General features: G+C 43.4%; 23 protein-coding genes, 2 riboswitches and 1 other annotated feature. Of the genes, 11 read left to right on the top strand and 12 right to left on the bottom strand.

Going from position 1 to position 25,474, the window contains the following annotated elements:
* Window positions 1-190: 190 nt before the first annotated feature.
* On the bottom strand, window positions 191-436 hold the full coding sequence (locus E2R51_RS10810) for a hypothetical protein (RefSeq protein ID WP_133377098.1): 246 nt from the start codon (window positions 434-436) through the stop codon (window positions 191-193).
* 169 nt (window positions 437-605) lie between these two features.
* Window positions 606-855: a binding site (T-box leader), on the top strand.
* A gap of 79 nt (window positions 856-934) precedes the next feature.
* Here E2R51_RS10810 and E2R51_RS10815 point away from each other — a divergent pair.
* The 4 genes from E2R51_RS10815 (at window position 935) to E2R51_RS10830 (ending at window position 5,800) form a co-directional block, all read left to right on the top strand.
* Window positions 935-2,173 carry an MFS transporter gene (locus E2R51_RS10815; protein ID WP_240733051.1) on the top strand — a complete coding sequence of 413 codons (1,239 nt, stop codon included), beginning with the start codon at window positions 935-937 and terminating at the stop codon, window positions 2,171-2,173.
* Between the two features lie 67 nt (window positions 2,174-2,240).
* Entirely contained in the window at window positions 2,241-3,047 is an 807-nt protein-coding gene (locus tag E2R51_RS10820; protein ID WP_133377100.1) for a Cof-type HAD-IIB family hydrolase, read from the top strand.
* 33 nt (window positions 3,048-3,080) lie between these two features.
* On the top strand, window positions 3,081-3,782 hold the full coding sequence (locus E2R51_RS10825; RefSeq protein WP_133377101.1) for a pseudouridine synthase: 702 nt from the start codon (window positions 3,081-3,083) through the stop codon (window positions 3,780-3,782).
* Window positions 3,783-3,976: 194 nt separating this feature from the next.
* Entirely contained in the window at window positions 3,977-5,800 is a 1,824-nt protein-coding gene (locus tag E2R51_RS10830) for a mechanosensitive ion channel (protein ID WP_133377102.1), read from the top strand.
* 63 nt (window positions 5,801-5,863) lie between these two features.
* Here E2R51_RS10830 and E2R51_RS10835 read toward each other — a convergent pair whose 3' ends face one another.
* Together E2R51_RS10835 and E2R51_RS10840 are read right to left on the bottom strand one after the other, a co-directional pair.
* Window positions 5,864-6,106, bottom strand: a complete 243-nt coding sequence (locus E2R51_RS10835) for a hypothetical protein (protein WP_133377103.1) — start codon at window positions 6,104-6,106, stop codon at window positions 5,864-5,866.
* A 2-nt stretch (window positions 6,107-6,108) separates the two neighbouring features.
* Window positions 6,109-7,665, bottom strand: a complete 1,557-nt coding sequence (locus E2R51_RS10840; protein ID WP_133377104.1) for a sodium:solute symporter family protein — start codon at window positions 7,663-7,665, stop codon at window positions 6,109-6,111.
* Window positions 7,666-7,879: 214 nt separating this feature from the next.
* Between E2R51_RS10840 and E2R51_RS10845 the strand changes: the two genes are divergently transcribed.
* Window positions 7,880-8,098, top strand: coding sequence for a hypothetical protein (locus E2R51_RS10845; RefSeq protein ID WP_133377105.1), 219 nt, complete (start codon window positions 7,880-7,882; stop codon window positions 8,096-8,098).
* Window positions 8,099-8,363: 265 nt separating this feature from the next.
* Here E2R51_RS10845 and E2R51_RS10850 read toward each other — a convergent pair whose 3' ends face one another.
* The 7 genes from E2R51_RS10850 to mtnK all read right to left on the bottom strand — a co-directional run bounded on the left by E2R51_RS10850 (window position 8,364) and on the right by mtnK (window position 17,596).
* Window positions 8,364-9,080 (bottom strand): YebC/PmpR family DNA-binding transcriptional regulator, encoded by a 717-nt coding sequence (locus tag E2R51_RS10850; RefSeq protein WP_133377106.1) that lies wholly within the window; start codon window positions 9,078-9,080, stop codon window positions 8,364-8,366.
* A gap of 368 nt (window positions 9,081-9,448) precedes the next feature.
* The gene (gene hutH, locus E2R51_RS10855; protein WP_133377107.1) at window positions 9,449-10,951 is read right to left on the bottom strand and encodes a histidine ammonia-lyase; all 1,503 of its coding nucleotides are present in this window, start codon (window positions 10,949-10,951) and stop codon (window positions 9,449-9,451) included.
* Window positions 10,948-11,958, bottom strand: coding sequence for an agmatinase family protein (locus E2R51_RS10860; protein ID WP_133377108.1), 1,011 nt, complete (start codon window positions 11,956-11,958; stop codon window positions 10,948-10,950). The genes hutH and E2R51_RS10860 overlap by 4 nt, the downstream gene beginning before the upstream one ends.
* Window positions 11,959-11,981: 23 nt before the next feature.
* The gene (hutI, locus tag E2R51_RS10865) at window positions 11,982-13,238 is read right to left on the bottom strand and encodes an imidazolonepropionase (RefSeq protein WP_133377109.1); all 1,257 of its coding nucleotides are present in this window, start codon (window positions 13,236-13,238) and stop codon (window positions 11,982-11,984) included.
* A gap of 31 nt (window positions 13,239-13,269) precedes the next feature.
* Window positions 13,270-14,943, bottom strand: coding sequence for a urocanate hydratase (gene hutU, locus E2R51_RS10870; protein ID WP_133377110.1), 1,674 nt, complete (start codon window positions 14,941-14,943; stop codon window positions 13,270-13,272).
* A gap of 395 nt (window positions 14,944-15,338) precedes the next feature.
* Window positions 15,339-16,382 (bottom strand): S-methyl-5-thioribose-1-phosphate isomerase, encoded by a 1,044-nt coding sequence (gene mtnA, locus E2R51_RS10875; protein ID WP_133377111.1) that lies wholly within the window; start codon window positions 16,380-16,382, stop codon window positions 15,339-15,341.
* The gene (mtnK, locus tag E2R51_RS10880; RefSeq protein WP_133377112.1) at window positions 16,382-17,596 is read right to left on the bottom strand and encodes an S-methyl-5-thioribose kinase; all 1,215 of its coding nucleotides are present in this window, start codon (window positions 17,594-17,596) and stop codon (window positions 16,382-16,384) included. Before mtnK ends, mtnA begins: the two co-directional genes overlap by 1 nt.
* A gap of 608 nt (window positions 17,597-18,204) precedes the next feature.
* Window positions 18,205-18,324: riboswitch (SAM riboswitch) on the bottom strand.
* 188 nt (window positions 18,325-18,512) lie between these two features.
* A riboswitch (SAM riboswitch) is annotated at window positions 18,513-18,623 on the top strand.
* An 82-nt stretch (window positions 18,624-18,705) separates the two neighbouring features.
* Between mtnK and E2R51_RS10885 the strand changes: the two genes are divergently transcribed.
* From E2R51_RS10885 to E2R51_RS10905, 5 genes are all read left to right on the top strand, one after another.
* On the top strand, window positions 18,706-19,932 hold the full coding sequence (locus E2R51_RS10885) for a 2,3-diketo-5-methylthiopentyl-1-phosphate enolase (RefSeq protein ID WP_133377113.1): 1,227 nt from the start codon (window positions 18,706-18,708) through the stop codon (window positions 19,930-19,932).
* The gene (locus E2R51_RS10890) at window positions 19,932-20,597 is read left to right on the top strand and encodes a 2-hydroxy-3-keto-5-methylthiopentenyl-1-phosphate phosphatase (RefSeq protein ID WP_133377114.1); all 666 of its coding nucleotides are present in this window, start codon (window positions 19,932-19,934) and stop codon (window positions 20,595-20,597) included. The genes E2R51_RS10885 and E2R51_RS10890 overlap by 1 nt, the downstream gene beginning before the upstream one ends.
* Window positions 20,594-21,223, top strand: coding sequence for a methylthioribulose 1-phosphate dehydratase (locus E2R51_RS10895; RefSeq protein ID WP_133377115.1), 630 nt, complete (start codon window positions 20,594-20,596; stop codon window positions 21,221-21,223). Before E2R51_RS10890 ends, E2R51_RS10895 begins: the two co-directional genes overlap by 4 nt.
* Before the next feature lie 12 nt (window positions 21,224-21,235).
* Window positions 21,236-21,778 carry a cupin domain-containing protein gene (locus E2R51_RS10900; RefSeq protein ID WP_133377116.1) on the top strand — a complete coding sequence of 181 codons (543 nt, stop codon included), beginning with the start codon at window positions 21,236-21,238 and terminating at the stop codon, window positions 21,776-21,778.
* Between the two features lie 104 nt (window positions 21,779-21,882).
* The gene (locus E2R51_RS10905) at window positions 21,883-22,389 is read left to right on the top strand and encodes a cupin domain-containing protein (protein ID WP_133377117.1); all 507 of its coding nucleotides are present in this window, start codon (window positions 21,883-21,885) and stop codon (window positions 22,387-22,389) included.
* Between the two features lie 367 nt (window positions 22,390-22,756).
* Here the strand turns inward: E2R51_RS10905 and E2R51_RS10910 are convergent, their stop codons facing one another.
* Window positions 22,757-23,248: a DinB family protein gene (locus E2R51_RS10910; protein WP_133377455.1), complete on the bottom strand. Its 492-nt coding sequence runs from the start codon at window positions 23,246-23,248 to the stop codon at window positions 22,757-22,759.
* Between the two features lie 259 nt (window positions 23,249-23,507).
* On the bottom strand, window positions 23,508-23,957 hold the full coding sequence (locus tag E2R51_RS10915) for a YrvL family regulatory protein (RefSeq protein WP_133377118.1): 450 nt from the start codon (window positions 23,955-23,957) through the stop codon (window positions 23,508-23,510).
* 341 nt (window positions 23,958-24,298) lie between these two features.
* On the opposite strand from E2R51_RS10915, the gene E2R51_RS10920 reads away from it, so the two are divergent.
* The gene (locus E2R51_RS10920) at window positions 24,299-25,093 is read left to right on the top strand and encodes a DUF6612 family protein (RefSeq protein ID WP_133377119.1); all 795 of its coding nucleotides are present in this window, start codon (window positions 24,299-24,301) and stop codon (window positions 25,091-25,093) included.
* The last annotated feature ends 381 nt before the right edge of the window (window positions 25,094-25,474 follow it).

A 25,474-nucleotide genomic window follows, 5' to 3' on the forward strand; every position in this document is an offset into this window, starting at 1 on the left:
ACCTTAGCGTCAAAGCCTTTTTCATTGTGAGAAGCCAGACCGTGGGCCGTCCACTCGCCAGGAGGCATTTTATCGATCACTTTTGTGAGTTTATCGATCACTTCTGCCTTTATATCGATCATCTTCGTTGGTATATCGATCAGATTCGGACATTTATCGGTCAGCACCCCATTTTCCACACTTTTATCGGTCAGATTTCCGTTTTATCGCACATGTTTGAGTGTTTATCGATCATCTTTTTGCTTTTATCAGACAAACCCGCTTTTCTCACCTTAGCGTCAAAGCTTTTTTCAATGTGAGAAGCCAGACCGTGGGCCGTCCACTCGCCAGGAGGCATTTTATCGATCACTTTTGTGAGTTTATCGATCACTTCTGCCTTTATATCGATCATCTTCGCCGATATATCGATCAGATCCTGACATTTATCGGTCAGCACCCCATTTTCCACACTTTTATCGGTCAGATTTCCGTTTTATCGCACATCTTTGCGCGTTTATCGATCATCTTTTAGCTTTTATCGATCATTCCGCCCCCAGCCCCAACTAAACACCAACTTCCCCCTGTCCTATTTACACATTTACCCAACAATGCTACACTATCAAAAATAAAACGCGATGATGAGAAGAGTAGATAAATTATTTCTTCAAAGAGAGCTCCAGACTGGTGAAAAGGAGCAGGAAAGATTTATTGAACCAAATCTTTGAGCAGCACAAAGGAACCTGTTTAGGGGATGGTGTGACGGGAGCTCCCGTTATAGAGCCGGGGTATAAGCGAAAGCTGTACTTAATGAGACTGATATGGCGACATGTCAATAAACCTGGAGTGGCACCGCGAGATTATAATCCCGCCTCCAAGATGAAAATCTTGGAGGTGGGATTTTTTGTTGTCAACTATTCGAAATTGATTGCAAATGATTACGCGGGGAGTGTCGCACATGGAGCTGCTGACGAAAAAAGACTACTGGAGATATACTTTTATTTTGATGGCAGGTCTGGGTATTTCCAATATCGGAGCATGGATTTACCTGCTTTCACTTAATTTACTTTTATATGATATGACCGGCTCGCCGCTCAGTATTGTCATTCTTTACACACTTGGTCCCCTCGCCGCCCTATTTACAAACAGCTGGTCGGGCAGCATGATCGATCGTAACAGCAAACGAACATTAATGATTGTTCTTGATGTTGTGAGGGCGCTCATTATCCTACTCATTCCTTTTATATCAACGGTCTGGGTGATTTATCTTACTGCATTTTTGATTAATATCGCGAATGCCATGTTTAAGCCCGCCTCGATGGTATATATAACCAAACTAATTCCTGAGGAGCACCGGAAGAAATTCAATTCGTTGTATAGTGTGATGACATCCGGGGCATTTTTAATTGGTCCGGCAATAGCAGGCCTTCTTTTTATCGTCAGCTCACCTGTCTTTGCGCTGTACTTTACAGGGGCAGCCTTTTTGTTATCTTCTATAGCTACATGGTTTATGCCGGAGGTTGAACAAGCAACGATTCCAGACAACAATAAATCATCCTCATCCCTTCTGCTTGTAAAGGAAGATTGGACGCTCGTTGTTGAATTTACCCGCAAGCACATAGCAGTATTTATGATTTACCTGTTATTTAATGGAACTATGATGGTACTAGCCACAGCAGTCGACTCGCTGGAAGCCGTGTTTTCTTTAGAGGTTCTGCATCTCTCCAACAGTGAATACGGGTTTCTTGTAAGCATTGCAGGAGCAGGCATAGCTGCTGGATCTTTATGCAATATGATTTATGCGAGATGGTTTTCTCTGTTTAAGCTGATGGGCTTTGGTACATTATTTGTTTCAGGGGGATATGTGATATTCGCTTTTTCTGCAAATTTTACCCTTGCTGCAATCGGCTGTTTCACTCTTGCCTTTTTTATCTCTTTTGCGAATACAGGCTACCTCACTTTTTACCAAAACAATATACCGGCTGAAGTAATGGGGCGGGTAGGGAGTATTTATGGCTTAATGGAGGCTTTACTGATTATCGTTGCTACCTTGACCCTCGGGGCTCTTTCAGAACTGGTTTCTGTTCAAATAGCAGTCAGAGCAGGAACACTGGCGATGGTTCTTACAGCTGTCTCTTTAATCGGTTATCTTTATCTCTCAAAAGGCGGCTCTTCCCTGATAAAACCAGGGCAGTGAACTAGCCGCCACCCTCTGCTTGTAGTACAATAGAAGGATATGTATAGACAAGAAGGAGATTTTTAAAATGAACTATAAAATGATTGTGCTAGATATGGATGATACACTGCTGCGCGATGACTATACAATGTCAGAACGTACAATTAAGGCTCTTATGACGGCACAGGAAGCCGGTGTGAAAGTGGTTCTTGCTTCCGGGCGCCCTACCTTTGCAATGCTGGATGTTGCTGCACAATTAAAACTTGATGAATATGGAAGCTATATTTTATCTTTTAATGGTGCAAAAATTATTAATGCTAAGACAAAGGAAGAGGTTTTTTCAAGTACGCTTTCACCGGAAACAGTCCACCGTTTATATGAGATAAGCAAAAGAGAAAATGTCGGAATTCACACATACATTGGCGATTCCATTGTAACGGAAAGTGCTAATCCGTTTTCTGATATTGAAGCTGAGATCACCGGCCTTCCCCTTCATGTGGTAGACGATTTCAAGAAGACGATTACAGATCCTGTCGTGAAGGTCTTAATGCTTGAAAAAGAAGAGATTCTGGTCCATACAGAAAAGAAACTTCAGAGAGAATTAAACGGGGAACTTAGTGTTATGCGTTCAAAACCCTATTTCCTTGAGTTCACAGAAAGCGGCGTAACAAAAGGTTCCAGTATCGAACAGCTGATCAAACAGTTTGATATTAAGCAGGAGGAAGTCATCGCAGTTGGGGACAGTTATAATGACCTGTCCATGATTCAATTTGCCGGACTCGGGATTGCCATGGGAAATGCGCCGGATGATATGAGAGAAGCTGCGGATTACGTAGCCGATACAAATATGAACGATGGCGTCGCTAAAGTGGTTGAAGAATTTTTATTAAAATAAATTTCTGATCACACACTTCGTGGAGGTTCATACATGCATATTCATACGTTTATAAGCAGGACCGGATACTGTTCTCGAAGGGAAACAATCCGGCTGATTGAAGCTGGCAGAGTGACAATAAACGGCGTTCCTTGCACATCGAAACAGCAGGTTGAAGCAGAAGACGAGATTCGGATCGATGGAAAACGGCTTCCGGATACTCCCCTTCCTGTTTACTTAGCCTACAATAAGCCTAGGGGTGTTACCTGCACTGCTCAGCCAAATGTTAAGGATAATATTATTGACTATATCAATTATCCAGAGAGAATTTTTCCTGTGGGCCGTCTGGACAAAGATTCCGAGGGCCTGATCCTGCTTACGAACGATGGCAGCATTGTAAACCCCTTAATGAAAAAGGAGTTCCATCGCGAAAAGGAATATATTGTGACAGTAGACCGCCCTATTTCAGCCATGCTTATCCAGGGTATTCAAGAAGGCGGGATCAATATCCGGGGAACCCTTACCTCCCCCTGCCAAGCGCTGCAACTAGATGACTATACTCTGGCCATCACACTGACTCAGGGATTAAACAGACAAATTCGCCGTATGTGCCGAACATTTGATTATACCGTTCAGACATTAAAGAGAATCCGAATCGGAAGCATCCACTTGGAAAACCTGGCTGTTGGCCAGTGGAGACATTTAAACCATGACGAAATTCATCAATTAAAAAAGGAATCCCTGCATGGAAAGTAATGCCGGGATTTCTTTTTTGTCTTATTAACTGCCTTCCCCTCCACTTCACATATCATGCCTCTAAACATAATCTCCCATTTATATGATTGTATATAACTAAAAACTATTAATCTGTCTCTCTTTCTGTTTTGATTGTGAAAACTTAGGGAACAAAGACATTGAAGCATACTAAAAAATGAATAGGAGGACGCTTTATGAACAATATCTTTACAGATAACGGTTTTAACTCAGGCGCGTTTTTAAATTCCATTGGCAATTTCGTCCTGGCATTATTAGTCTTACTTATCGGTTATTTAGTTGCCAAAGCAATTGGAAAAGCAGTTGAAAAAGTACTGCTGAAAACAGGCGTTATCAAGAAATATGGCTCTCCCAGACGGAGAACGGCTGTAGCCCAGCCGCAAAAAGCAGAACGTGAGGAGAAGAAACCTTCATGGCCTCCAGAAAAGATTATTGGAAAAGTAGTTTTCTACATTTTAATGGTCTTTGTATTAGTCTTATTTTTCAACATTCTTAATCTGGAAATTATTGCAACACCTCTAGCGAATATGGTAGATACCATGCTTGCATTTATTCCAAATGTATTGAAGGCAGCGCTGATTCTGCTGCTTGCTTACGGGATTGCACTCGTTTTAAAAACACTTGTTGTAAAAGGCGGACATGCCATTGCAAGGAACAAGAGTGTAAGTGAGCACAAATATGTTAAAGATCGCAGAAATTTAAATGACTACGTAGAAAACATTGGAACCATCGTGTTTTATGTTGTTTTACTGATGTTCCTTCCAGGTATTTTGGGAGCGCTTGGAATCGACGCGATTTCTGAACCATTCAGCGATATGCTGGCAAGCTTCCTGGCATTTATTCCACGCCTTGTAGCAGCTGCATTAATCTTTGCTGTAGGCTGGATTGTTGCGAAAATCATTCGTGACATTGTTTCGAACTTCCTTCATGCTGTTGGGACAGATAAAGCTGCCCACCGCCTTGGATTCTCAAACTTCCTGAAAGATACTACTCTTTCTTCCATTATCGGAACGGTCGTTTTTGTACTTATCATGATTCCTGTTACCATCTCAGCGCTTGATCAGCTGCAGATCGAAGGAATTACCGGACCAGCGATTAATATGCTGAATAATGTCATTGCGATGATACCAAATATTATTATTGCCCTTGCTCTTATCTTTGTCGGACTATGGGCTGGTAAATGGGTACGCAGATTTGTTGCAGATTTCCTTGGAAGACTTGGCTTTAACAATGCAACCAATCATTTAAAAGTTGGAGGATGGAAGCCAAATCAATCCAGAATGACCCCAGCTGATATTGTAGGTTATCTTGCACAAATTGTTGTAGTCATCCTGTTTTTTGTTGAAGCCTTCCAAATTGTCGGGCTCAACTTCATGGTTGATCTTGGATCAGCAGTTGTCGCATTTTTACCTAGCGTGATAACAGCGGTTATTATTTTGGCACTTGGTATTATCTTAGGAAACATTGTGAAGCGGGTTCTGGACAGTCTGTTTACAGGATCTCAGCTATCTTCCCTAAGTTCAGCTGCTAAATACGCCATTATGGCACTTGCATTATTTATGGCTCTTGACCAATTAGGCGTTGCCGATACAATTGTTAATTCAGCCTTTATCTTAATCCTTGGTGCACTTGCTCTTGCATTTGGATTAGCATTCGGACTGGGCGGCAGAGATAATGCTTCACGCTACCTGGATAAATTGGAACGAAAAGCTGAAACGACTGAGCTTTCCAGAGAACGTGCTGCAGCAACGGCGGAAGAAATCAGAAATGAATACAAACGCCCTGCGAATCATTCAACCGCTTCAAAAAAGCCGTACTCTACTTCAGTAAATGAACCACCGAACACCCCAACGCCAAAAACCGGCTGGGAAGGAACCGGCGAAGATCTTTCTAATGATACTTCTGCCTGGACCACTGAAGATGACATTTACACTGAAGGAACAATCAACAATCCTTCAATTGATCCTGATGATTTACATCCGCCAAGACGCGGTAAATAACGAAAGAATCCCCCGTATGATAATTATACGGGGGATTCTTTCGTTTCTCCTTTAAAGTCAGGTTCAGCTAATACGTGATTGTTTCTTTTCGATGAAATATTCCACCCAGGGACGAATGGTCGTATACAGTCCGGCAATAACCAGCCATCCGAAGGCAAGGTATGTCCACCCTTTAAAAAACTGCAAGGTGTAATTATAGCCGGTTAGAAACATGATGCCCGGGAATGCAAAAATAAGCAGAAATGTTAACCCAAGAGCCCATCTGGTACACAGCTTTGCATCTTTCAGCAGCTGACGATCCTCCATTTTCACACAGCCCCTTTGCGTTTAACGAATTCAATTTCTTCCTGATTTTCCTCTTCATCTTCATCGAAGCTTTTAAATTGATCCTTTAAGGCTTCAAAATCGAATTCCTGTTTAGAAAGGAGCGCGTGTCCAATTGAAATAAGTCCGCTGACAATAAAGACAGTAAGGTTTCCAAATAGCATGGAATATAATTGACCTAATGAATCCACATTTATTTGACCGTACATGACATAGGCTGAAATATTCCAAACGGTAATACCTGAAATCATGCCAAGTAACGCTCCATAAAAACAACCATCATTTGTTGCTCTTTTCCATAACAGTCCAATGGTTAATGGTATAACAGCCCCGCTTACAAAGATCCCCATCGCCATATATACGAAGCCCAGACCGATTCCAATATTAAAAAGCAGGATTGAAAACAGACCCATCGCAAGCCCGAATGACAAGGTAACGCTTCGGGAAACTTTTAACGTTTGTGCACTGCTCGCCTTTGGATTGATCGATTTTCGGTAAATATCCGTCACAATAATATTCGTAATGGCTGTAAGCTCCGCCGCTCCCGTGGAAATAACAGCCATAAACAACATCACTAAAAATAAAATCGATCCCGCAGTTCCCAGCAAATGAGCTGCCATAAGCGGTGCAGACGCGTCAGGATCCCCAATTGTCAGCCCTAGTCCTGCAGCACTGACACCTAAAAAAGTCGCTATAGCAAATGGAATCGAAAACCATGCAATGCCCCCATATATGTAAGCTTTTGAAGCAGCACTGTCCTTACTTGCAATCGCTCGCTGCCAATAGGACTGATCCACAAATACTGTCCCGAAGTTCCCGATGATATTAATCATTCCAAAAAGCAGGCCGGGTATTGAAGCCATCGTCAGCATCTGCTGTGAATCCGGCAGCGAGCTCAATCCTTCATAGACAGTGGTTACGCCAAATTTCGTATAGACAACTGTGGCAAAAACAACAAGAATAACAAATATCATAACCGTGTTTAAATAATCAGCTATAAAGGAAGCCTTTAACCCTCCGATCATGGTATAGATGGTAAAGGTTAAGGGGATTAAAAAAGCTGCCGCATAGATATTCATACCCGTTAACGAATTCAAGGCGATCGCCCCTCCAAGGATAACCATGGAGGTGACAATAATATTGGTCATTAACGCAAAAAACATCATAAGCGTATGGTTTTTGCCATCAAATCGCTTTCCAATGAACTCTAAAAATGTATGGGCGTTTGGTGCTTTTCTTTTTAGATGAATAGCAACAATAGCAAATAATAAAACCTGAATACATGCGCCGGCAGCGTACCAATACGGACCGCTTATCCCGTACTGAAACCCTGTGGAGGATGACATCATAAGCGTAGCAGCCCATGTCCAGGCAGCGATAATTGAAGCACTTGCCAGTCCGATCCCTATGCTTCTTCCTGCAGTACTAAACTGTTCAGCGGTCATCTTTGTTTTCCTTCGACGCTGCATGATAACGGTAAGACCGGTAAAGAATACGCCAAAGAATAATAAAATAAGATACCCCGTTATTGGTGTTAACATAAGCTCCCCTCCATTTTATTAACTAATTGATTGTTATCATTTTCATAACAATTCAACTACTTAATTGGTAATGGAAGTTAGTATACTAATGTTTACCAATCAATCAAAAACTCCTGTCATATTTCCTGACATACTATTTAATGACCTGTTTTATTTTATGAGTTTTTAAATGGTATAATAAAAGGAACCCTGTATGGAAAGGAATGACCCACTCATGGCACGTTCAAAAGCACAAAAACATCGGAAAAAGCTTCTGCGGGAAGGCCGGCTGGACCCCCAGATAAAACGCAGCCCCTTTGCAGCATTGGAGCTGGATCTGCGTACAAAAACAACCAAAACCAAACAGGAAAAACTGCATCAGAGTAAACACAGGAACCACCTTACCGACGACAGCGGATGGGATGGTTCCTTTTATTATGGATTAGCAATATGAAAATACAGTTTCTTATATGTGGCGATGAATTAATCCTCTAAAACAGAACCGGTTCATTTCCGCTGCAGGCGGAGGCTTTCCGCGGGGCGTGCGGTGAGCTCTGCGGGGTCTCACCTGTCACGCTGCATCCCGCAGGAGTCCCCGCCTTCCGCTCCAATGAACCTAAGAATTCAATCATTTATGTGTGTATCAAAAAAGAAAAATGACACTGCACTGTAACAGAGTCATTTTTCTTTTTTAAATTTATATTGAAATGGTCTTTAACTTACTTCAAATCAACATTATGATAAACCTGCTGAACGTCTTCTAATTCTTCTAGTGCATCGATCAGTTTTTCAAATTGGGCTTGAGCATCTTCTTCTAATTCTACTTCGTTTTGAGCAAGCATGGTCAGCTCAGCTACTGTAAAATCAGTAATTCCTTCACCTTTAAATGCTTCCTGCACAGCATGAAATTGATCAGGCTCTGCATACACAATGATGGAATCCTCTTCTTCTAATATATCGCGGACTTCGATGTCGGCCTCCATTAGCAGTTCAAGAACCTCATCAGCTGTTTTGCCCTCAATGCCAAAGACTGCAGTGGATTCAAACATATAGGCAACCGATCCGCTGACGCCCATATTCCCGCCGTTTTTACCAAAGGCTGTACGAACCTCCGGCGCCGTACGGTTTACGTTATTCGTCAGCGCGTCCACGATAATCATGGAACCATTCGGGCCAAAGCCTTCGTAGCGCAGCTCATCAAAGTTTTCTTCCGCTCCGCCTTTTGCTTTTTCGATGGCGCGTTCAATAATGGCTTTTGGCACATTATAGGTTTTTGCACGCTCCAGCACAACGCGCAGCGCCTGGTTTGATTCGGGATCCGGCTCTCCTTGTTTTGCCACTACATATATTTCGCGGGCAAATTTGTTATATATATTACTGGTGCTTGCATCTTTGGAAGCTTTCTTTTCTTTAATATTATTCCATTTACGACCCATAAGGTTTCACTCTCTTTCTATCGCTTTTACTTTCTAAATTTTACCTTAAAAAGACCTCTATCTTCAATAGACAAGATCATTTTACTCGCTATCCTTCATTATTATAACGCACTTTTCTTCCTATTCAAAAGAGGGTGGGACAAATGTGTCTCACCCTCTTCAAACCGGTTCACTGCGCTTCAGGTGGACGCTTTCCGCAGGGACTTCGCTTGAGCCTCCTCAGGCTTCGCCTTGCGGGGTCTCAAGCCTCGTCAAATCCTGCAGGAGTCGCCACCTTCCGCTCCGTTCACCTCATCGTTGCGATTAAAACAGCCTCCATTTGCATGACTTTTAGAGTTATGTCCCAGCCGCATAATATCTTAGTAAGTTCATATAATCGCTTTTTGAACCTTGCCAGACAGCAGATGATCACTAAGCTTTTCAATATCCTGTGATAATGAACGATCCTCTGTAATAGCCGGGACGAGTGAGCGCCACTCGTTATAGCAGGCTCCAGTTGCGCTGCTCATTCCAAATGCACCCCTGCAGTCAACAGCCTGCATAGCACAAATGGCTTCTATTGCAAGAACCCTGCGGGCATTTTGAATAATTTGATACGCATGTCTCGACCCGATGGTGCCCATGCTTACATGGTCCTCCTGATTGGCTGAAGAAGGAATGGAGTCCACACTCGCAGGGTGGGCAAGCGTTTTGTTTTCGGATACAAGACTCGCCGCTGCATACTGCAGTATCATTGCTCCTGATTGAAGACCCGGCTGCTGACTTAAAAAAGCGGGCAGCCCATCGCTTAATTGCGGATTAACGAGCCGTTCTATCCGCCGCTCTGAAATACTCGCAAGCTCCGCCACAGCGACCTTTAAAAAGTCCATAGCAAAAGCGATCGGCTGGCCGTGAAAGTTCCCTCCGGAAATAACTGTTTCACCGTCATCAAATATCAACGGATTATCCGTTGCCGCGTTTAACTCAATTTCAAGCTTTTCTTTGACATAGTCCAGCACCTGCCAGCTTGCTCCATGAACCTGAGGAATACAGCGCAGGGAGTACGCATCCTGCACGCGGCGGTCCCCCTGCTTTGTCGTCAGTTTACTGTCATGGAGGATCGCTCTCATCCGCTCTGCCACCGCGATTTGCTGCGGATACCCTCTTGCTTCATGAATAGCCGGATGAAATGCATCCATGACCCCGTGGAGACCTTCCATCGTCATAGCAGCAATGGATTCGCTTTGAAGTGCAAGCTTCTGGGCCTGAAGATAATTAATAACACCCATTGCTGTCATTGCCTGTGTGCCGTTAATGAGCGCCAGGCCCTCCTTTGCCTGCAGGGTAATTGGTGCAACACCGATCTGCTTCCACGCTTCTGCTGCATGAATCCTCTTCCTGCCTTGCCACACTTCCCCTTCCCCAATTAAAACGAGAGCTAGATGCGAAAGTGGAGCCAAATCGCCCGATGCACCAAGAGAGCCCTGCTGGGGAATAACCGGGTGGATGTGTTCATTCACCATAACCATCAAACGTTCAGCTAAAATGGGACGGATCCCTGAATAGCCTTTTAACAATGCATTTAAACGGAGGAGAATCATCGCTCTGGAGACGACTTCGGGGAAGGGGTCTCCGATGCCGCATGCATGGGAACGGATAAGGTGAAGCTGCAGGGCATGAACATCTTTTTTATCAATTTCAACATCGCTGAATTTCCCAAAACCCGTATTAATGCCATACGTAATTTTATGCGAACTGACGATTTTTTCAACAGCACTGCGGCTTTTTATCACTTTTTCCATACTGCGTTCTTCAATCCTGATTTTTTCATTATCAAAAAGAACACGGTTTACCTGCTCAATCGTCAGGTTATTGCCGTTTAATGTAATCATCCAGCCTCCCCCTCTCTTTTCGCCAATGCAGCACCGGTCATTACTTGTAAAAAGCTATAAACACCTGCTTTTACAGTGGGTGATGCAGCCTCATCCTTCGTAGGATCAAGACAAACAAAATCAATATGCCGAAACGATTTATGCCTCCCAATCTGAAGAAGCGCATCAAATAATTCCTGCGTAGTCATTCCCCCAGGTGTAGAGGCCGGAACCCCGGGAGCAAAGCTGATATCCAGCACATCCATATCAACAGTTACATAGATTCTGTCCACCTTTTCAGTCAGCTGCTGAAGTGAAGCTTCAATGGTATTGGTAATTCCCTGCCGACGGGCCCGCTGCAGCGTAATCATATTAATACCCTGCTCTTTGCCATAGGCCACAAGATCGGCAGTATTAAAAAATCCATGAAGTCCGATATTGCAGACATGCTCTCCCTTTACAATCCCGCCCTCAATCAATTGCCGGATCGGAGTACCGTTGGTTGGTCCGTTTTCAGCCGGATCGCGTAAATCAAGATGCGTATCCAGCTGCAAAATACCAATTGTTTCATCAGGATAAACGTCCCTGAGACCTCTAATTGAACACGCTGTAACCGAATGGTCACCGCCAATGCCAACTGTAATGGATTTTTTAAAATGCTTTGCTGCAGCATGGGCAGCCTGTTCAATCCGCTGATGACACTCTTCAACATTGGTGCCATGCAATTTTACATCGCCAAGATCCACCACACTCAGGGAAGATAAATCGATGTCTTCATCTAAATTATAGGTAGAGAATCCCTTCCAGCTTCTTCGAAAAGCCGAAGGATATTCTGAAGCACCTGATACGCTGATAGAGGACCTGGAAAGAGGCATTCCAAACAAAACAACATCCGGGTTCCCCCCCTCCCAATCCTCCATCGGCTGAATCCATTGATGGACCTTGCCTTTATCAGCCGGATCCTTTTTCCAGATCCAATCGCTGGCGACAAGATAATTCTTTTGCAGTGCAAGCTTAATGTCATTCATCACAAATCCCCCGTCCCTTGCCTTCAAACAACCTGAAGTCCATTTTTCCAGACAGACGCAACGTGATTAACCCCAAACGCATACTGAAGCATCTGATAATTGGGTACGTTCCACATGACGACATCCGCCTTTTTCCCCGCCTCAATACTTCCCGCATCTTCTTCCGCACCGATCGCAAATGCTGCATTGATGGTTGCCGCACAAAGCGCTTCAGCAGGTGTCATACGCATGGAGATACAAGCGAGGTTCATGACAAGCGGCATACTGGTGGTAGGAGATGAACCAGGATTGCAATCCGTCGAAATCGCAACAGCTACGCCTGCATCGATCATCTTTCTTGCATGGGCTGCTTCTTCCCGTAAATAAAGGGCAGTTGCAGGAAGCAGACAGGCAATCACTCCACTTTCAGCCATCGCCGCAATTCCTTCATCTGAAGCTTTCAATAAGTGCTCTGCTGAAATGGCTCCCACTCTTGCAGCCAGCTCCGCCCCACTGTAAGATTCTATTTCATCAGCATGAACCTTAGGGATCAAACCAAATGCTTTTCCCGCTTCTAAAATACGTTCGGACTGCTCCGGTGTGAAGACATTCTTTTCACAAAACACATCGTTAAATCGGGCCAGTTCCTCTTCTGCCACTCTTGGAATCATCGTGTCGATAAGATGATTTACATAATCATCTTCTCTTCCTTTATATTCTTTCGGAACGGCATGGGCCCCCATAAATGTCGGAATCAGATCAATCGGATGCGCTTCATTAAGCTTTTTCATCACCCGAAGCTGCTTGAGCTCCGTTTCCAGGTTTAAACCGTAGCCGCTCTTGCCTTCAACAGTTGTCACCCCATGACGCAGGAATGAGTCCAGCCTGGCAAAAGACTGCTCAAATAATTCATCTTCATCAGCTTCTCTTGTCATCCTGCTTGTAGCATGAATACCGCCGCCTGCATTCATAATTTCCATATAGTTGATCCCTTTAAGCCGCTTTTCAAACTCCTGTTCCCGCGTCCCGCCGTATACAACGTGAGTGTGAGGATCAACAAGCCCCGGTGTCACCAGCTTTCCATAAGCATCTACAATTTCCGCTTCATGCGCCCGGTTTGCGAAGTGCTGCTCAAGCTGCTCTGTTGAACCTGCCCGTACAACGACACCGTGCTCGATCCACAAGCTGCCATCTTCAATTACCCCCAAATCGCTCATCTCTTCATGCTTCCTGGGCCCTTTTGCAGATGACGCCATCGTGACGAGCTGTGCTGCATACTTTATCCAAATTGGCTTTCCCATTATCCATCCTCCTTTCCGCTAAAATCCTGTTTTATTCTGTATCGAGCATTGGAATTGCAATGCCCTTTTCTCTGGCTGTTTTTTCTGCCAGATCGTAGCCGGCATCTGCATGGCGGACGATCCCCATGCCCGGATCGGTCGTCAGTACGCGCTCGAGCCTTGCCCCGGCTTCATCCGTACCATCAGCAACAATCACCATCCCTGCGTGTATGGAATAGCCCATGCCAACACCTCCGCCATGATGAACGGAGACCCACGTAGCGCCACCGACTGCGTTTATCATGGCATTTAAAATCGGCCAGTCTGCAACAGCATCCGATCCGTCTTTCATGGCTTCCGTCTCACGGTTAGGCGAGGCCACCGATCCGCTGTCCAAATGGTCCCGTCCTATCACAATCGGGGCTTTCAATTCCCCGCTTTTCACCATGTCATTTATGATTTTTCCAAAACGCGCACGTTCCCCATAGCCCAGCCAGCAAATACGGGACGGCAGCCCCTGAAACTGAATTTTTTCTCTGGCCATTCGGATCCAATTGCATAGATGGGTATTGCCTGCAAACTCACGAAGTATAACTTCATCCGTTTTATAGATATCTTCAGGGTCACCCGATAGCGCAACCCAACGGAATGGTCCTTTTCCTTCACAAAATTGCGGCCGTATATACGCAGGGACGAATCCCGGAAAATCAAAGGCATCTTCAATCCCCTCATCCAGTGCCACCTGGCGAATATTATTGCCGTAATCAAATGTCACAGCACCTTTTTTCTGCAACTCAAGCATCGCCTGCACATGCGTGGCCATGGATTGTTTGGCCCGAGTGATCAGCTGATCTGAATCCTCTTTTCTCATCTTTTTTCCTTCTTCAAGAGTGAGTCCCAGCGGCAAATACCCGTTAAGCGGGTCGTGTGCGGAGGTCTGGTCCGTTAAGACATCCGGGATAAAATGTACCTCAATCATTTTTGGAAGAATGTCAGCAGCATTCCCTATCAAACCGATCGACAGGGGTTTCTTTTCCTCTTTTGACTTTTGCGCAAGCTCAATGGCTTCTGTCAGCGAGGTGGTTTTAACATCTAAATAACCCGTTTCAATCCTTCGGTCAACGCGGGATTCATCAACATCCACAGCAATACAGACGCCTCCGCACATCGTTACAGAAAGCGGCTGGGCCCCTCCCATTCCGCCAAGACCAGCGGTAACAGTGATTGTCCCTTCCAGCGACCCATTAAAATGCTGCCTGCCCACCTCGGCAAATGTTTCATAGGTTCCCTGCACGATTCCCTGGGAACCAATATAAATCCAGCTGCCAGCTGTCATCTGTCCGTACATCATCAGCCCTTTTTGATCGAGTTCATGAAAGGTACGCCAATTTGCAAACGCCGGGACCAAATTTGAATTTGCGATTAAAACCCGCGGCGCATCGGCATGGGATTTAAAGACCGCAACAGGCTTTCCAGATTGAACCAGCAAGGTCTCATCGTTTTCCAGTTTTTTTAACGACTGGACAATCGCATGATAGGAAGGCCAGTTTCGCGCAGCTTTTCCAATCCCTCCGTACACCACCAGATCCTCCGGACGTTCCGCCACATCAGGATCCAGGTTATTCATTAACATCCGGAGAGCCGCCTCCTGCTGCCACCCTTTTGTTTCAAGTTGAGTTCCATGTTTCGCTTTAACTGTAACAGACCCTTTTGTATGCGCTTTCATTTTACTCCTCCTTATTTGCTATAATTCTATCTTATTCCAAAGTATATATTAAAAAAAGCAAAATCATTAAATTAATAAAAAGTAATTTTTATCCTTTAGTTCATTAGTTATGGAGTTTGGTAGCATGGTAAAGGAAATATCACATAAAATAAATTATATTTTAATTATTTTACATATATTTGATATATATTATAAAAGTTATCTTGTTAATTACTTAACACCGCAAAAGTAATATGACCAATTAGAAGAGTGATTAAACGCTTGGGTTAATAGAGAATGATAGGAAATATACACATATAAAAAACATCAAACAATAACTTTTAATAAGTCATTATTTGATGTTTTTATTTTAAATATTATTTTAATTAATTTCAATATTAAGGGATAATATATCTTTATTTTATTTCCTTAAGACTCTCTAAATAGCTGCCTTCCACTACGCCTTTTTCTGTAATAATAGCCGTAATTAAGTGATTAGGCGTTACATCAAAAGCAGGATTATACACCTTGACGTTTTCAGGAGCAATTCTGGTTCCGGCAATATGCGTAACCTCTTCGCTTGAACGTTCTTCAATGGTGATTCCGTTTCCGTCCTGCACCGTCAGATCAATTGTTGATAATGGCGCAGCCACATAAAATGGGATATTTAATGCCTTAGCAAGAAGCGCCAAGCCCAATGTACCTATTTTATTGGCTGTATCACCATTTGCGGCGATTCGGTCAGCACCAACGATCACTGCGTCAATTTTTTTATTCTTCATCACATGCGCTGCCATATTATCAGTAATCAGCGTCACATCTACACCAGCCTGCTGAAGCTCCCATGCAGTCAGCCGGGAACCCTGGAGAACAGGTCTTGTTTCAGTCGCAAAAACAGAAAGATTTGCACCCTTTTCCTTCGCCACATAAAACGCCCCAAGTGCTGTGCCGTATTTTGAGGTAGCGATTCCTCCAGTATTGCAATGCGTCAATATTGTTGGATTATCCGGGAACAAAGAAAAACCATTTTCACCTATTGCCCTGCATGTTCTCTCATCTTCTTCCTGAATCAGAACCGCTTCTTTAACAAGGGTTTCTTTGATTCCCCCGACATCCTCTACATATTTTACGCTGTTTACAAGCCGCTCAAGCGCCCAGTAAAGATTAACGGCTGTCGGTCTGGAAGACACAAGATAGTCAAACTGTTTTGTTAATTCATGTCGAAATTCCGTTGCAGAATCATAGTTTGACTGCAGCCCCCAAAGAGCCAATCCGTAGGCAGCTGTTATGCCAATTGCCGGTGCACCGCGGACTTTTAAGCTGTGAATGCTGTCCCACACCTGTTCAATTGATGTAAGAAAGATAAATTCAATTTCATTTGGCAGCTTCTGCTGATTTAATAGTTTAATTGAATCGCCCTGCCAGGTCATTGGTTTGATAAAATCCTGTTTTATTGCCATTAATTTTGCTCCTTTATCCATTCGACTAATTCAGAAATAGAACTGAAACGGTTTTGATTGATAATGAGTGCTTCACCCAGTTTTAAGGCTGATTTTTGAACACGGAGACGCGCTTCTTCATTCTCAATTCCATCGACATCCTCCACATGGGCTAAGCCTATAATTCGGCGGATTACTTTGCATCCCGCAAAGCCTATTGCATCTGTCCGAATTTTTTGCAGTAGATAATCTGCATATTCTTCTGTTCTGGCTTGCTCATCCAGTCCATTTTCAGTAAGAAGCTTTCGATAGCCTGTTTCGAAAACATTCCATGTCTGCACAGCGGTTTGAAGTAGATACGTTTGCAACTCTTCTTTTTCGCGCTCATTTACCTGGCGTTCTTCCTGAGCAAGATAATTTAAAAAGAGATTAGCCAAAAATGCACCAACATCAAAGCCTGCCGGTCCAAAAAATGCAAATTCCGGATCGATCACCTTTGTTTCTTTTTCAGTAACAAAGATGCTGCCAGTATGCAGATCACCATGGAGAAGAGTTTCCCCTTCGGTTAAAAACTTTTTCTTAAGCTTGGCCACTTCAAATTTAAGCTGGCCATTTTGCCAGATTGCTTCCACTTCCTTCTGCAGAGCTTGAGGGTAGCTATTGGTTTCAGCTTTAAAATAAGGATCTGAGAAAACAAGCTTTTCTGTAATATCACATAAATCAGGGTTAATGAACTGTCTTGCCAACTTCTTTTTCTCCACTGGCCCAAGCGCCTCGTCTGATGCACTAAAGAGGGTCTCGGCCAAAAACCTCCCCACATGCTCTGCCAGGTACGGATATCTATTCCCTTCAATCAGGCCTTTACGAAGAATGGTAAATTCAGAAAGATCCTCCATTACAGTTAAAGCCAGCGATTCATCTGAAGCAAAAACCTGCGGCACCAGATCCGGCACTGTTTGGGCTGCATGCTGTAATGATGCTGCTTCAATTCTGGCGCGATCGAGCGACAGCGGCCAGCTTTCCCCCACCACTTTTGCGTAAGGCAGCGCCTGCTTTACCACCATTGACTTCCCATTCAATTCATCTTTTACAATAAATACATAATTTAAATTACCATCTCCGACTTCCTTGCATTGCGCCTTTTCTTTATTCGTCAGCAGTTCTTTTTCTACTAAATAATCCAGCACACTTTCTTCCGTAAGCTCTTTATAAACCAGCGTTTCAGTTAAAGCCATGGTAGTCGCCCTCTCTATTTGTAGTTGGTCATTCTTATTGCCAAACAGGTACTTGGCCCTTGATCCTGATCGATATCACCAGATCTGTGATCGATAATTGCAAAAAGTTGATCGATATATTGGGAAACTAGTCAGATAAATGAGTGATCCAGACCCATTTGACCGATAAACATGAAATGTTGATTGATATATTATAAAAAATGATCGATAAAACGGTGGAAATGATCGATATAATTAAAATGTTGTTCGATAAATCAGCCGCCCTGCGTCGACTCGTGCCGAAGCTGAACGAACGACTTCCGCTTTTACTTTATCCAGCTACAGGCGCTAGCCCCTCGAGGTCATAAGTCACGCTGCCCCAGTGGACAAAGAGCGTCCACTTGGCCACCGAACCTTATGCTTGTCGGGGCTGAACGAGCGCCTTCCGCTTTTACTTTATCCAGCTACAACTGGCAGCTCCTCGGATCGTAAGTCACGCTGGCATTTAGGCAAAGAGCGCCTAATTGCCACCGCGTCTTACGTCTGTCGGAGCTAAACGCCAGTTTCCGCTTTTAAATTAAAAAAGCCTCTTTCTAGTTAAGAAAGAGGCGGAAAGGACGGTATCCTACCTCTTATCTCTCAGACTGGTGTGTCTGTTGGATGTAGCACCGTGCCTTCAAGCATGCTTTGCTTGAGGCCGGTTGCCGGGCTTCACAGGGCCAATTCCCTCTGCCAACTCTCGATAAGAGTGTTCTATTCAATTGGGTTATTTTGTTTAATTTCAAATCATTAATTGCAAGTTTACGAAGTGTTACAGGTTTTGTCAATCCATTTTTTGAATAAATCATTTTTTCAGATAAGTTGTTGACATGCCCTAAGATATTTGCAATAATTCACTACATGATTTTAAATACACCCATTAACTAAATATCTTAATCTCTTATAAAGAGCAGGTGGAGGGGCGAGCCCGATGAAACCCGGCAACCTGTTTCAACATGCGTGTTGATTCAAGGTGCTAATTCTCACAGCAGCAGCTGAAGGATAAGAGGAAGAATCTATCATAATCAAAGTCCTCTTCCTCTATTCAGGAAGGGGACTTTTCATTTTCACAATCGGAAAGGCGGCTAATTATGACTGGTGTAACAGCAACGTATTTGGTTCATGATCAAAAAGGAGACCTTGAAAAAAAGGCTGAGTCCATCGCATTGGGTTTAACGGTAGGTTCGTGGACAAACCTTCCAGCAGTTGATCAGGATCAATTAAAAAAGCATAAGGGAGAAGTGGTTTCAGTCCAGGAAACAGAGGCCTCTCCGGCGGCCGGCCATTTTACGGATAAAAGAAAAGCAGGCCTGATTAAAATCTCGTATCCCGCTGCTAACTTCAGCGCTGATATTCCGGCGATTTTAACAACGATTATCGGAAAATTATCTCTAGATGGCGAAGTAAAGCTGATGGATATTGAACTCAGTGAATCACTGCAGCAGGCCTTCCCCGGTCCACAATTCGGCATTCCAGCTATCCGCAGGGAGCTTAACGTATATGACCGCCCGCTTTTAATGAGTATTTTTAAGGGTATTCTGGGCAGGGATTTAACTGAATTCACTAAACAGCTGCAGCTGCAGGCAGCAGGCGGCGTCGACCTGGTAAAGGACGATGAAATTCTGTTTGATAACCCGCTTACACCGTTTGAAGAACGCATCACTGCCGGTAAACAGGTGCTGCAGCAGGAATATGAACGCAGCGGCCACAAAACGCTTTACGCAGTTAATTTAACAGGGAGAACGTTTGACTTAAAAGAAAAAGCAAGAAAAGCGGTTTCTCTTGGAGCAAATGCGCTTTTATTTAATGTTTTTGCCTACGGGCTTGATACGCTGCAAAGTCTTGCTGAGGATCCGGAGATTCATGTTCCGATCATGGCTCACCCTGCTGTATCAGGTGCCCTGACAGCTTCACCTTTATATGGGATATCAAACCAGGTGTTGCTTGGCAAGCTTCTTCGCCTGGCGGGTGCTGATTTTGTTCTCTTCCCTTCTCCATACGGAAGTGTTGCGATGGAAAAATCAGAAACGCAGCTGATCGCAAAAGCACTGACAGCTGACAATGCGTTAAATAAGGCGTTTCCTGTTCCTTCTGCCGGCATTCACCCCGGCCTGACGCCTCAGCTTGTTGAGGACTTTGGCATTGATTCTATTATTAACGCAGGCGGCGGAATACATGGTCATCCTGAAGGGGCAGCTGCCGGTGCGAAAGCGTTCCGGGATGCAATTGACGGAGTGATCAGCGGGCAGAGCCTGGATGAAGCAGCTGCGAATTCATCTGAACTCGCGACTGCTTTAACGTTATGGGGGCGCGGCTGATGAATAAAAAAAGAATTATATTCTGTGATTTTGATGGCACAATTACCACCTCTGATAACATCATTGCCATCATGAAGGAGTTCGCTCCGCCCGAATGGGAAGAAATCAAGGATCAGATTCTTGCCCGGGAGGTCTCAATTCAAGAAGGAGTCGGAGCACTTTTTTCCACCCTTCCCTCTCACAGAAAAAATGATATTTTGCAATTTCTGCTGGAGCGGGCAGTCATCCGTGACGGCTTTGAAGAGTTTGTGGCTTACACAAGAAATGAAGACATTGAGCTTAAGATTGTAAGCGGAGGAATTGATTTCTTCGTCTACCCTCTTTTAAAACCATATGGATTGGAAGACCATATCTATTGCAACGGCAGTGATTTTTCAGGTGACAGAATACGTATCACCTGGCCGTATACCTGCGACGCGCAATGCACAAACGGCTGCGGGTGCTGCAAGCCAAGCATTCTTCGCACCTATTCTGATGACTATTTTAAAATAGTGATCGGTGATTCTGTTACGGACTTAGAAGCAGCTAAGGTAGCTGACCAGGTTTACGCATGTGACGACTATTTAATTAATCAATGTGAAGAACTGAATCTTTCCTATAAACGGTTTGAATCCTTCCATGAAATCATTGAACAGCTTGAACAACAAAAGGAGGTGGCTACTTGACAACCTTATCCACTGTATACACTGACCGCTGGAGAGAACTGGCGGATATTAAAGATGAACTGGCTGAACGGGACTGGTTCCCTGGAACAAGCGGAAATTTATCGATTAAGGTTCGGGAGGAACCACTGCAATTTCTTGTAACGGCGAGCGGGAAAGATAAACGCAAACGCACACAGGAGGATTTTATCCTAGTAGATGACAACAGCCTGCCTGTTCATGGAGGCAGTCTGCGTCCTTCAGCAGAAACTGTGCTGCATCAGCGTATTTATCAGCTAACTGATGCCGGATGCTCCCTGCATGTTCACACCGTGGCAAATAATGTGATCTCAGAGCTTTATAAAGAGCAAGGGTCTATCACATTTAAAGGGCTTGAGTTAATTAAGGCATTTAATATGTGGGAAGAAGATGCTGAAATCACTGTTCCAATCATTGAAAATAAAGCTGACCTGCCCGCCCTTGCTGAACTGCTTGCAGGTCAAATTAAAGAAAATATATATGGTGTTTTAATCCTCAATCATGGAATTACCGTGTGGGGACGAAATGGTTTTGAAGCGAAAAAACATCTGGAAGCTTTTGAGTTTTTATTCAACTACCATCTGAAGCTGTCCTCAGTGAAAAAAATATAGGAGGAATGCAGCATGGCGACGATCACGGTTCGAAATACGAGTGAAGTAATTGAAGGAGAAGAAAATGTTCTTCAATTCCTGCAGGATCAAGGTGTTCTTTATGAAAAATGGGACACATCCAAGCTGCCCGCAGAGCTGCAAAATGAAACGCATATAGGGGATGAAGGAAAAGAACAGGTTTTAACTGTTTTTGATGCAGAAATCCGCTCACTTGCCGAGCGCCGCGGCTACCATAACTGGGACGTAATCGCATTAAATGAAAACACGCCCGATCTTGATGCGCTGCTGAAGAAATTTGAGCAAGTGCATACGCATACAGAAGATGAAGTTCGCGCCATTACTGCAGGGTCCGGAATCTTTATCATTAAAAGTGAAGAAAAAGGCTACTTTGATGTCAACTTAGCGCCGGGAGATGTGATCTCAGTTCCTGTTAATGTCCCCCATTTCTTTACACTGACAGATGAGCGCCAGGTCGTAGCAGTCCGGTTGTTCATTGAAAAAGAAGGCTGGGTGGCTCATCCGTTTCACGATCCTGCCTTTGAAGATGCAAAATAAACTTTTGTTTACAATTGACATCAAACTTTAATAAAATTATTCCCAGTTGTTGGCATGACCTTCTGAAAAAAGGGTAAATACCTATAAAACAGGAGGGATATGTTATGACTGTAGAAGTGCAAGTGTATCCATTAGAAGATGACGGTTCAATCCCAAATAATCAGCAGCTTTCTGTACTGGTATATGAAGGGGCATTTAAGGACAACCCTGATGACATTGAAGCGACCTTTAACAAGAATAACTGGCGCAACAGCTGGGTTGGCGGCGTGCATGATTACCATCACTACCACAGCAATACGCACGAAGTTCTCGGTGTCCAGTCTGGCACTGCAATGATTCAGATCGGCGGCGAGGAAGGTAAAATGGTAGATGTTAATGCCGGGGATGTTCTCCTGCTGCCTGCCGGAACGGGCCATAAAAATATGAAATCCAGCGAAGATTTCCGTATCGTCGGAGCCTACCCTGACGGTGCCGAGTATAATATGCGTACAGGAGAACCGGGAGAACGGCCAAATGTGTTAGAAGAAATCTGGCATGTACCCATTCCCGATAACGACCCTGTCTACGGCTCTGAAGGTCCACTTTTAAATCATTGGAGTGTAGGAAGATAATTTACACAATCGTACCAATCAGCCTGGTGAGCCTAGAGCTCATCGGGTTTTTTGTTTTAATATGTAGGGTTTTTTAACTAACGATACCCGTTAGTTTGAGTGATAATCTTCACAATTTTTTCACCTTAACACAATCTAATCCCTTTATATGTAGGGGCAAATCAAAAAGACGCCTTCTTACTAAAGAAAAGCGACTTTTTCTTAAATAAAAAAAGCTGATATTAACTGGTATTATTCAATTAAGAATCCTCAAATGTTAGTAAGCAAGGAGTATAATCCTTCTTGTCCATTATAGTAGTGTATCCCGCTTCATGCCGGTGGGCTACGACTTTTTGGCGATCATTGGATGAGAAACTTGATTCATTAGTTATTCCTCGTCGGCAGAGGGGCCGTAGATGCCCGGCACCGGAATATCGAGAAGCCGCAAATAAACCCCGAGTTGCGCTCGGTGATGAACCATGTGGCTTAATCCGAAGGTGCGGAACGCGGTCGCCCGCGGCTCTCGGAGGATGATACGGTCGCCGTGGCGCAGAATCCATTCCTCGCCGAGCGCTTTCTCTTCGCATTCGGTGAGCAGCTTTTCCAACTTGCTGACGTTTATATCGAACTCCTCCAGCACGTCAGCGCGTTTTTCCAAAGGCTCCCGCCTCAGCGGCACGGTCGAAAGATCGAACTCCGGGTACTGCAAAATCGCGACTTGCCAGTTTAGCAGGTTGACCAGGTGCGTGGCCAGCCCGCCAAGTGTCATCGATTTCTCATGCGGTTTCCACAACATTTGTTCTTCGGGCAATCGTTCCAGAATGCGGCGCGTAGTAGACAGTTCATGCGATGCGTCGCCGACGATCAGTTTTTTGACCATAAATTCCATTCCTCCCTTATGGTAATAGCAATTAACTTATTCTTTTTTAATATTCTTTATCAGGATGAACTTTTCCTTTAAATATAATTATTCATCTAATGAGATCTTCAATTAAATGGCTCGATTGTTGAAAAAAAGCTCTTGACGATTGTTTAACTATCCTGCGCCGATAGTTTAAGACTTCTCTTCATTATTTTCGAACTGTGCACTTCCCAATTCCATTACTCTCTACCCGAGGTACAAAAAGTCCCCAATTATATTAGGAGATTTCCTTATCATCGTCGAAAACAATTTCTATTATCGCAAGTAGCAATGCAATAATAATTTCTGTTTTCAAGGAGAGTGTAATACTTCTCATAAACTCATCCACTGCGAACAGGACTAACCAGTTCGATGTGCCTTCAAAACTGATTCGGATAAAAAATACTTTTATTTTCCCTGTAATATTTCGAACAGACAGCTTGAAAATTGCTTTGGAAAACAATTCGACAATGATTCCTAAAATAAAGAAACTGACAACAAAAACAATCAATGACCAGATAGATTCATATTGAACGCCGAGCAGTTCAAAAACCCCTGCCAGTCCAAAGAAATAAAGCCCCAATACAAAGCCCACTACCAAAATAATGAGAAATGCTAATCCGGTAACTGTTGCCATCTTTTCTTTTATATTCATATTACGAAATGACTCATTGTTATTTTCTGGCATAGTTCTGTTTCTCCTCGTTAGATCTTTTACTTCTGAAACCCTAACTTATTTTACCAATAACTAATCTTTTTAGAAACATTACCATTCGACTACACTACGCTTGTTGAACTAACCTGCGCCGTTAGTTGAAGAAGAAATATACATTTAATGATATCATAAAATAGTAAAAATCCTTTCCTCAACTAGCAAAAAAAATTACAAATATACCCATTATAAAACCCGACGGAATTATCAATTTTGAAAGGGTAGTACCTATTACCATCTCAAAAAAGCATGGTTGAAGGATTATTCGTTTTTAGGTAAGATTTTTTAGAAATGGGAAATAAACATAGGAGGAAAAGATGAAGAAGTTATATTCACCACTGATATTCGTTTCCAGCTTTTTATTCGCAGGCTGTTCAGCAGATCCGGAGACACCGGAGGAAATTCTGGAAGCCTCTATTCGGGCCCTTGAGGACATTAATAGCTTTCAAGCTAAAATTCTAATTGACCAGGATATTATTTACATAGATGATAATTCGTCAAAACAAATCACAGAAATTAATGCAGATTCAGTTAATGACCCCGAAGGAATTCATGCCACCATGGTAACGAATTTAATTGATCTTGCTCCTGAAACCGTTCTTGAAATGTATACTGACGGGGAAACCACCTATTCAACCTCTAAAAGGTGGGAGGAGTGGTATATTAACCAGGATGGTGGCACTCAGCCTTCTTTAGATTCGTATAAGGAGCTGTTAGACCTTTCTGAACGAATGGAATGGCTGCTGTCCTATGCCGGAGAAATGGATGTAAAAGAAAAAGAGGATTCGCTCATTCTGTCCTTCACAGGATCGGGGGAAGAATTTGTTCCTTTCACGGAACTAATGCTGGATTTCTCCCAGCCCTATTTTAATCTGGCGGAATACTTGAATGATGTTTCCGTAAATGAGATTGTTTACTCGATCTCCTTTGATCAAAACACCTTGTTGCCTGTAGATTCCACAATTAACCTTGATATAGAAATGATTAATGGTTTTGATGAACGGGATATGCTATCAGATCAGACCATCGAAGAAACCTACACTAAAATGGATGAGATTGACCCGATTAAGATTCCTCAAGAGATTATTGATAATGCCAAGGAGGCTTTTTAATACCCGAGTTGCGAGTAACACAGCATTAAAATAGTTTTGTTATATATTACAGTCAACCGGAGGTGATCTTATTTTTAATACTCTAGAAGCTAATCTGCTATTTTTGTATATCTTAAGCTATCTATTTGTTGTAGTAAGAGTTGCTAAAAGTGGGTTAGAAGAAAAGAAAGTAGCATTCTGTTGAAGTTTGTAGGTTACTTCTTATTAGGTAGCATTACAATTTGGCTTTTGTATCTTCCAGTCCCAATTGGCTTGATCGCTTTTTTGTTGATCAGACCAAAAATGAATAAAAGTATTAAATTCTTTGTTACATTTAGTGGGTTTATCACCACCATTGTATTTAGTATTCTCTTTTGAAATCAAAAACTAGTTTGATAAATT

This window comes from Jeotgalibacillus sp. S-D1 (assembly GCF_004358665.1).
Lineage (GTDB): Bacteria > Bacillota > Bacilli > Bacillales > Jeotgalibacillaceae > Jeotgalibacillus.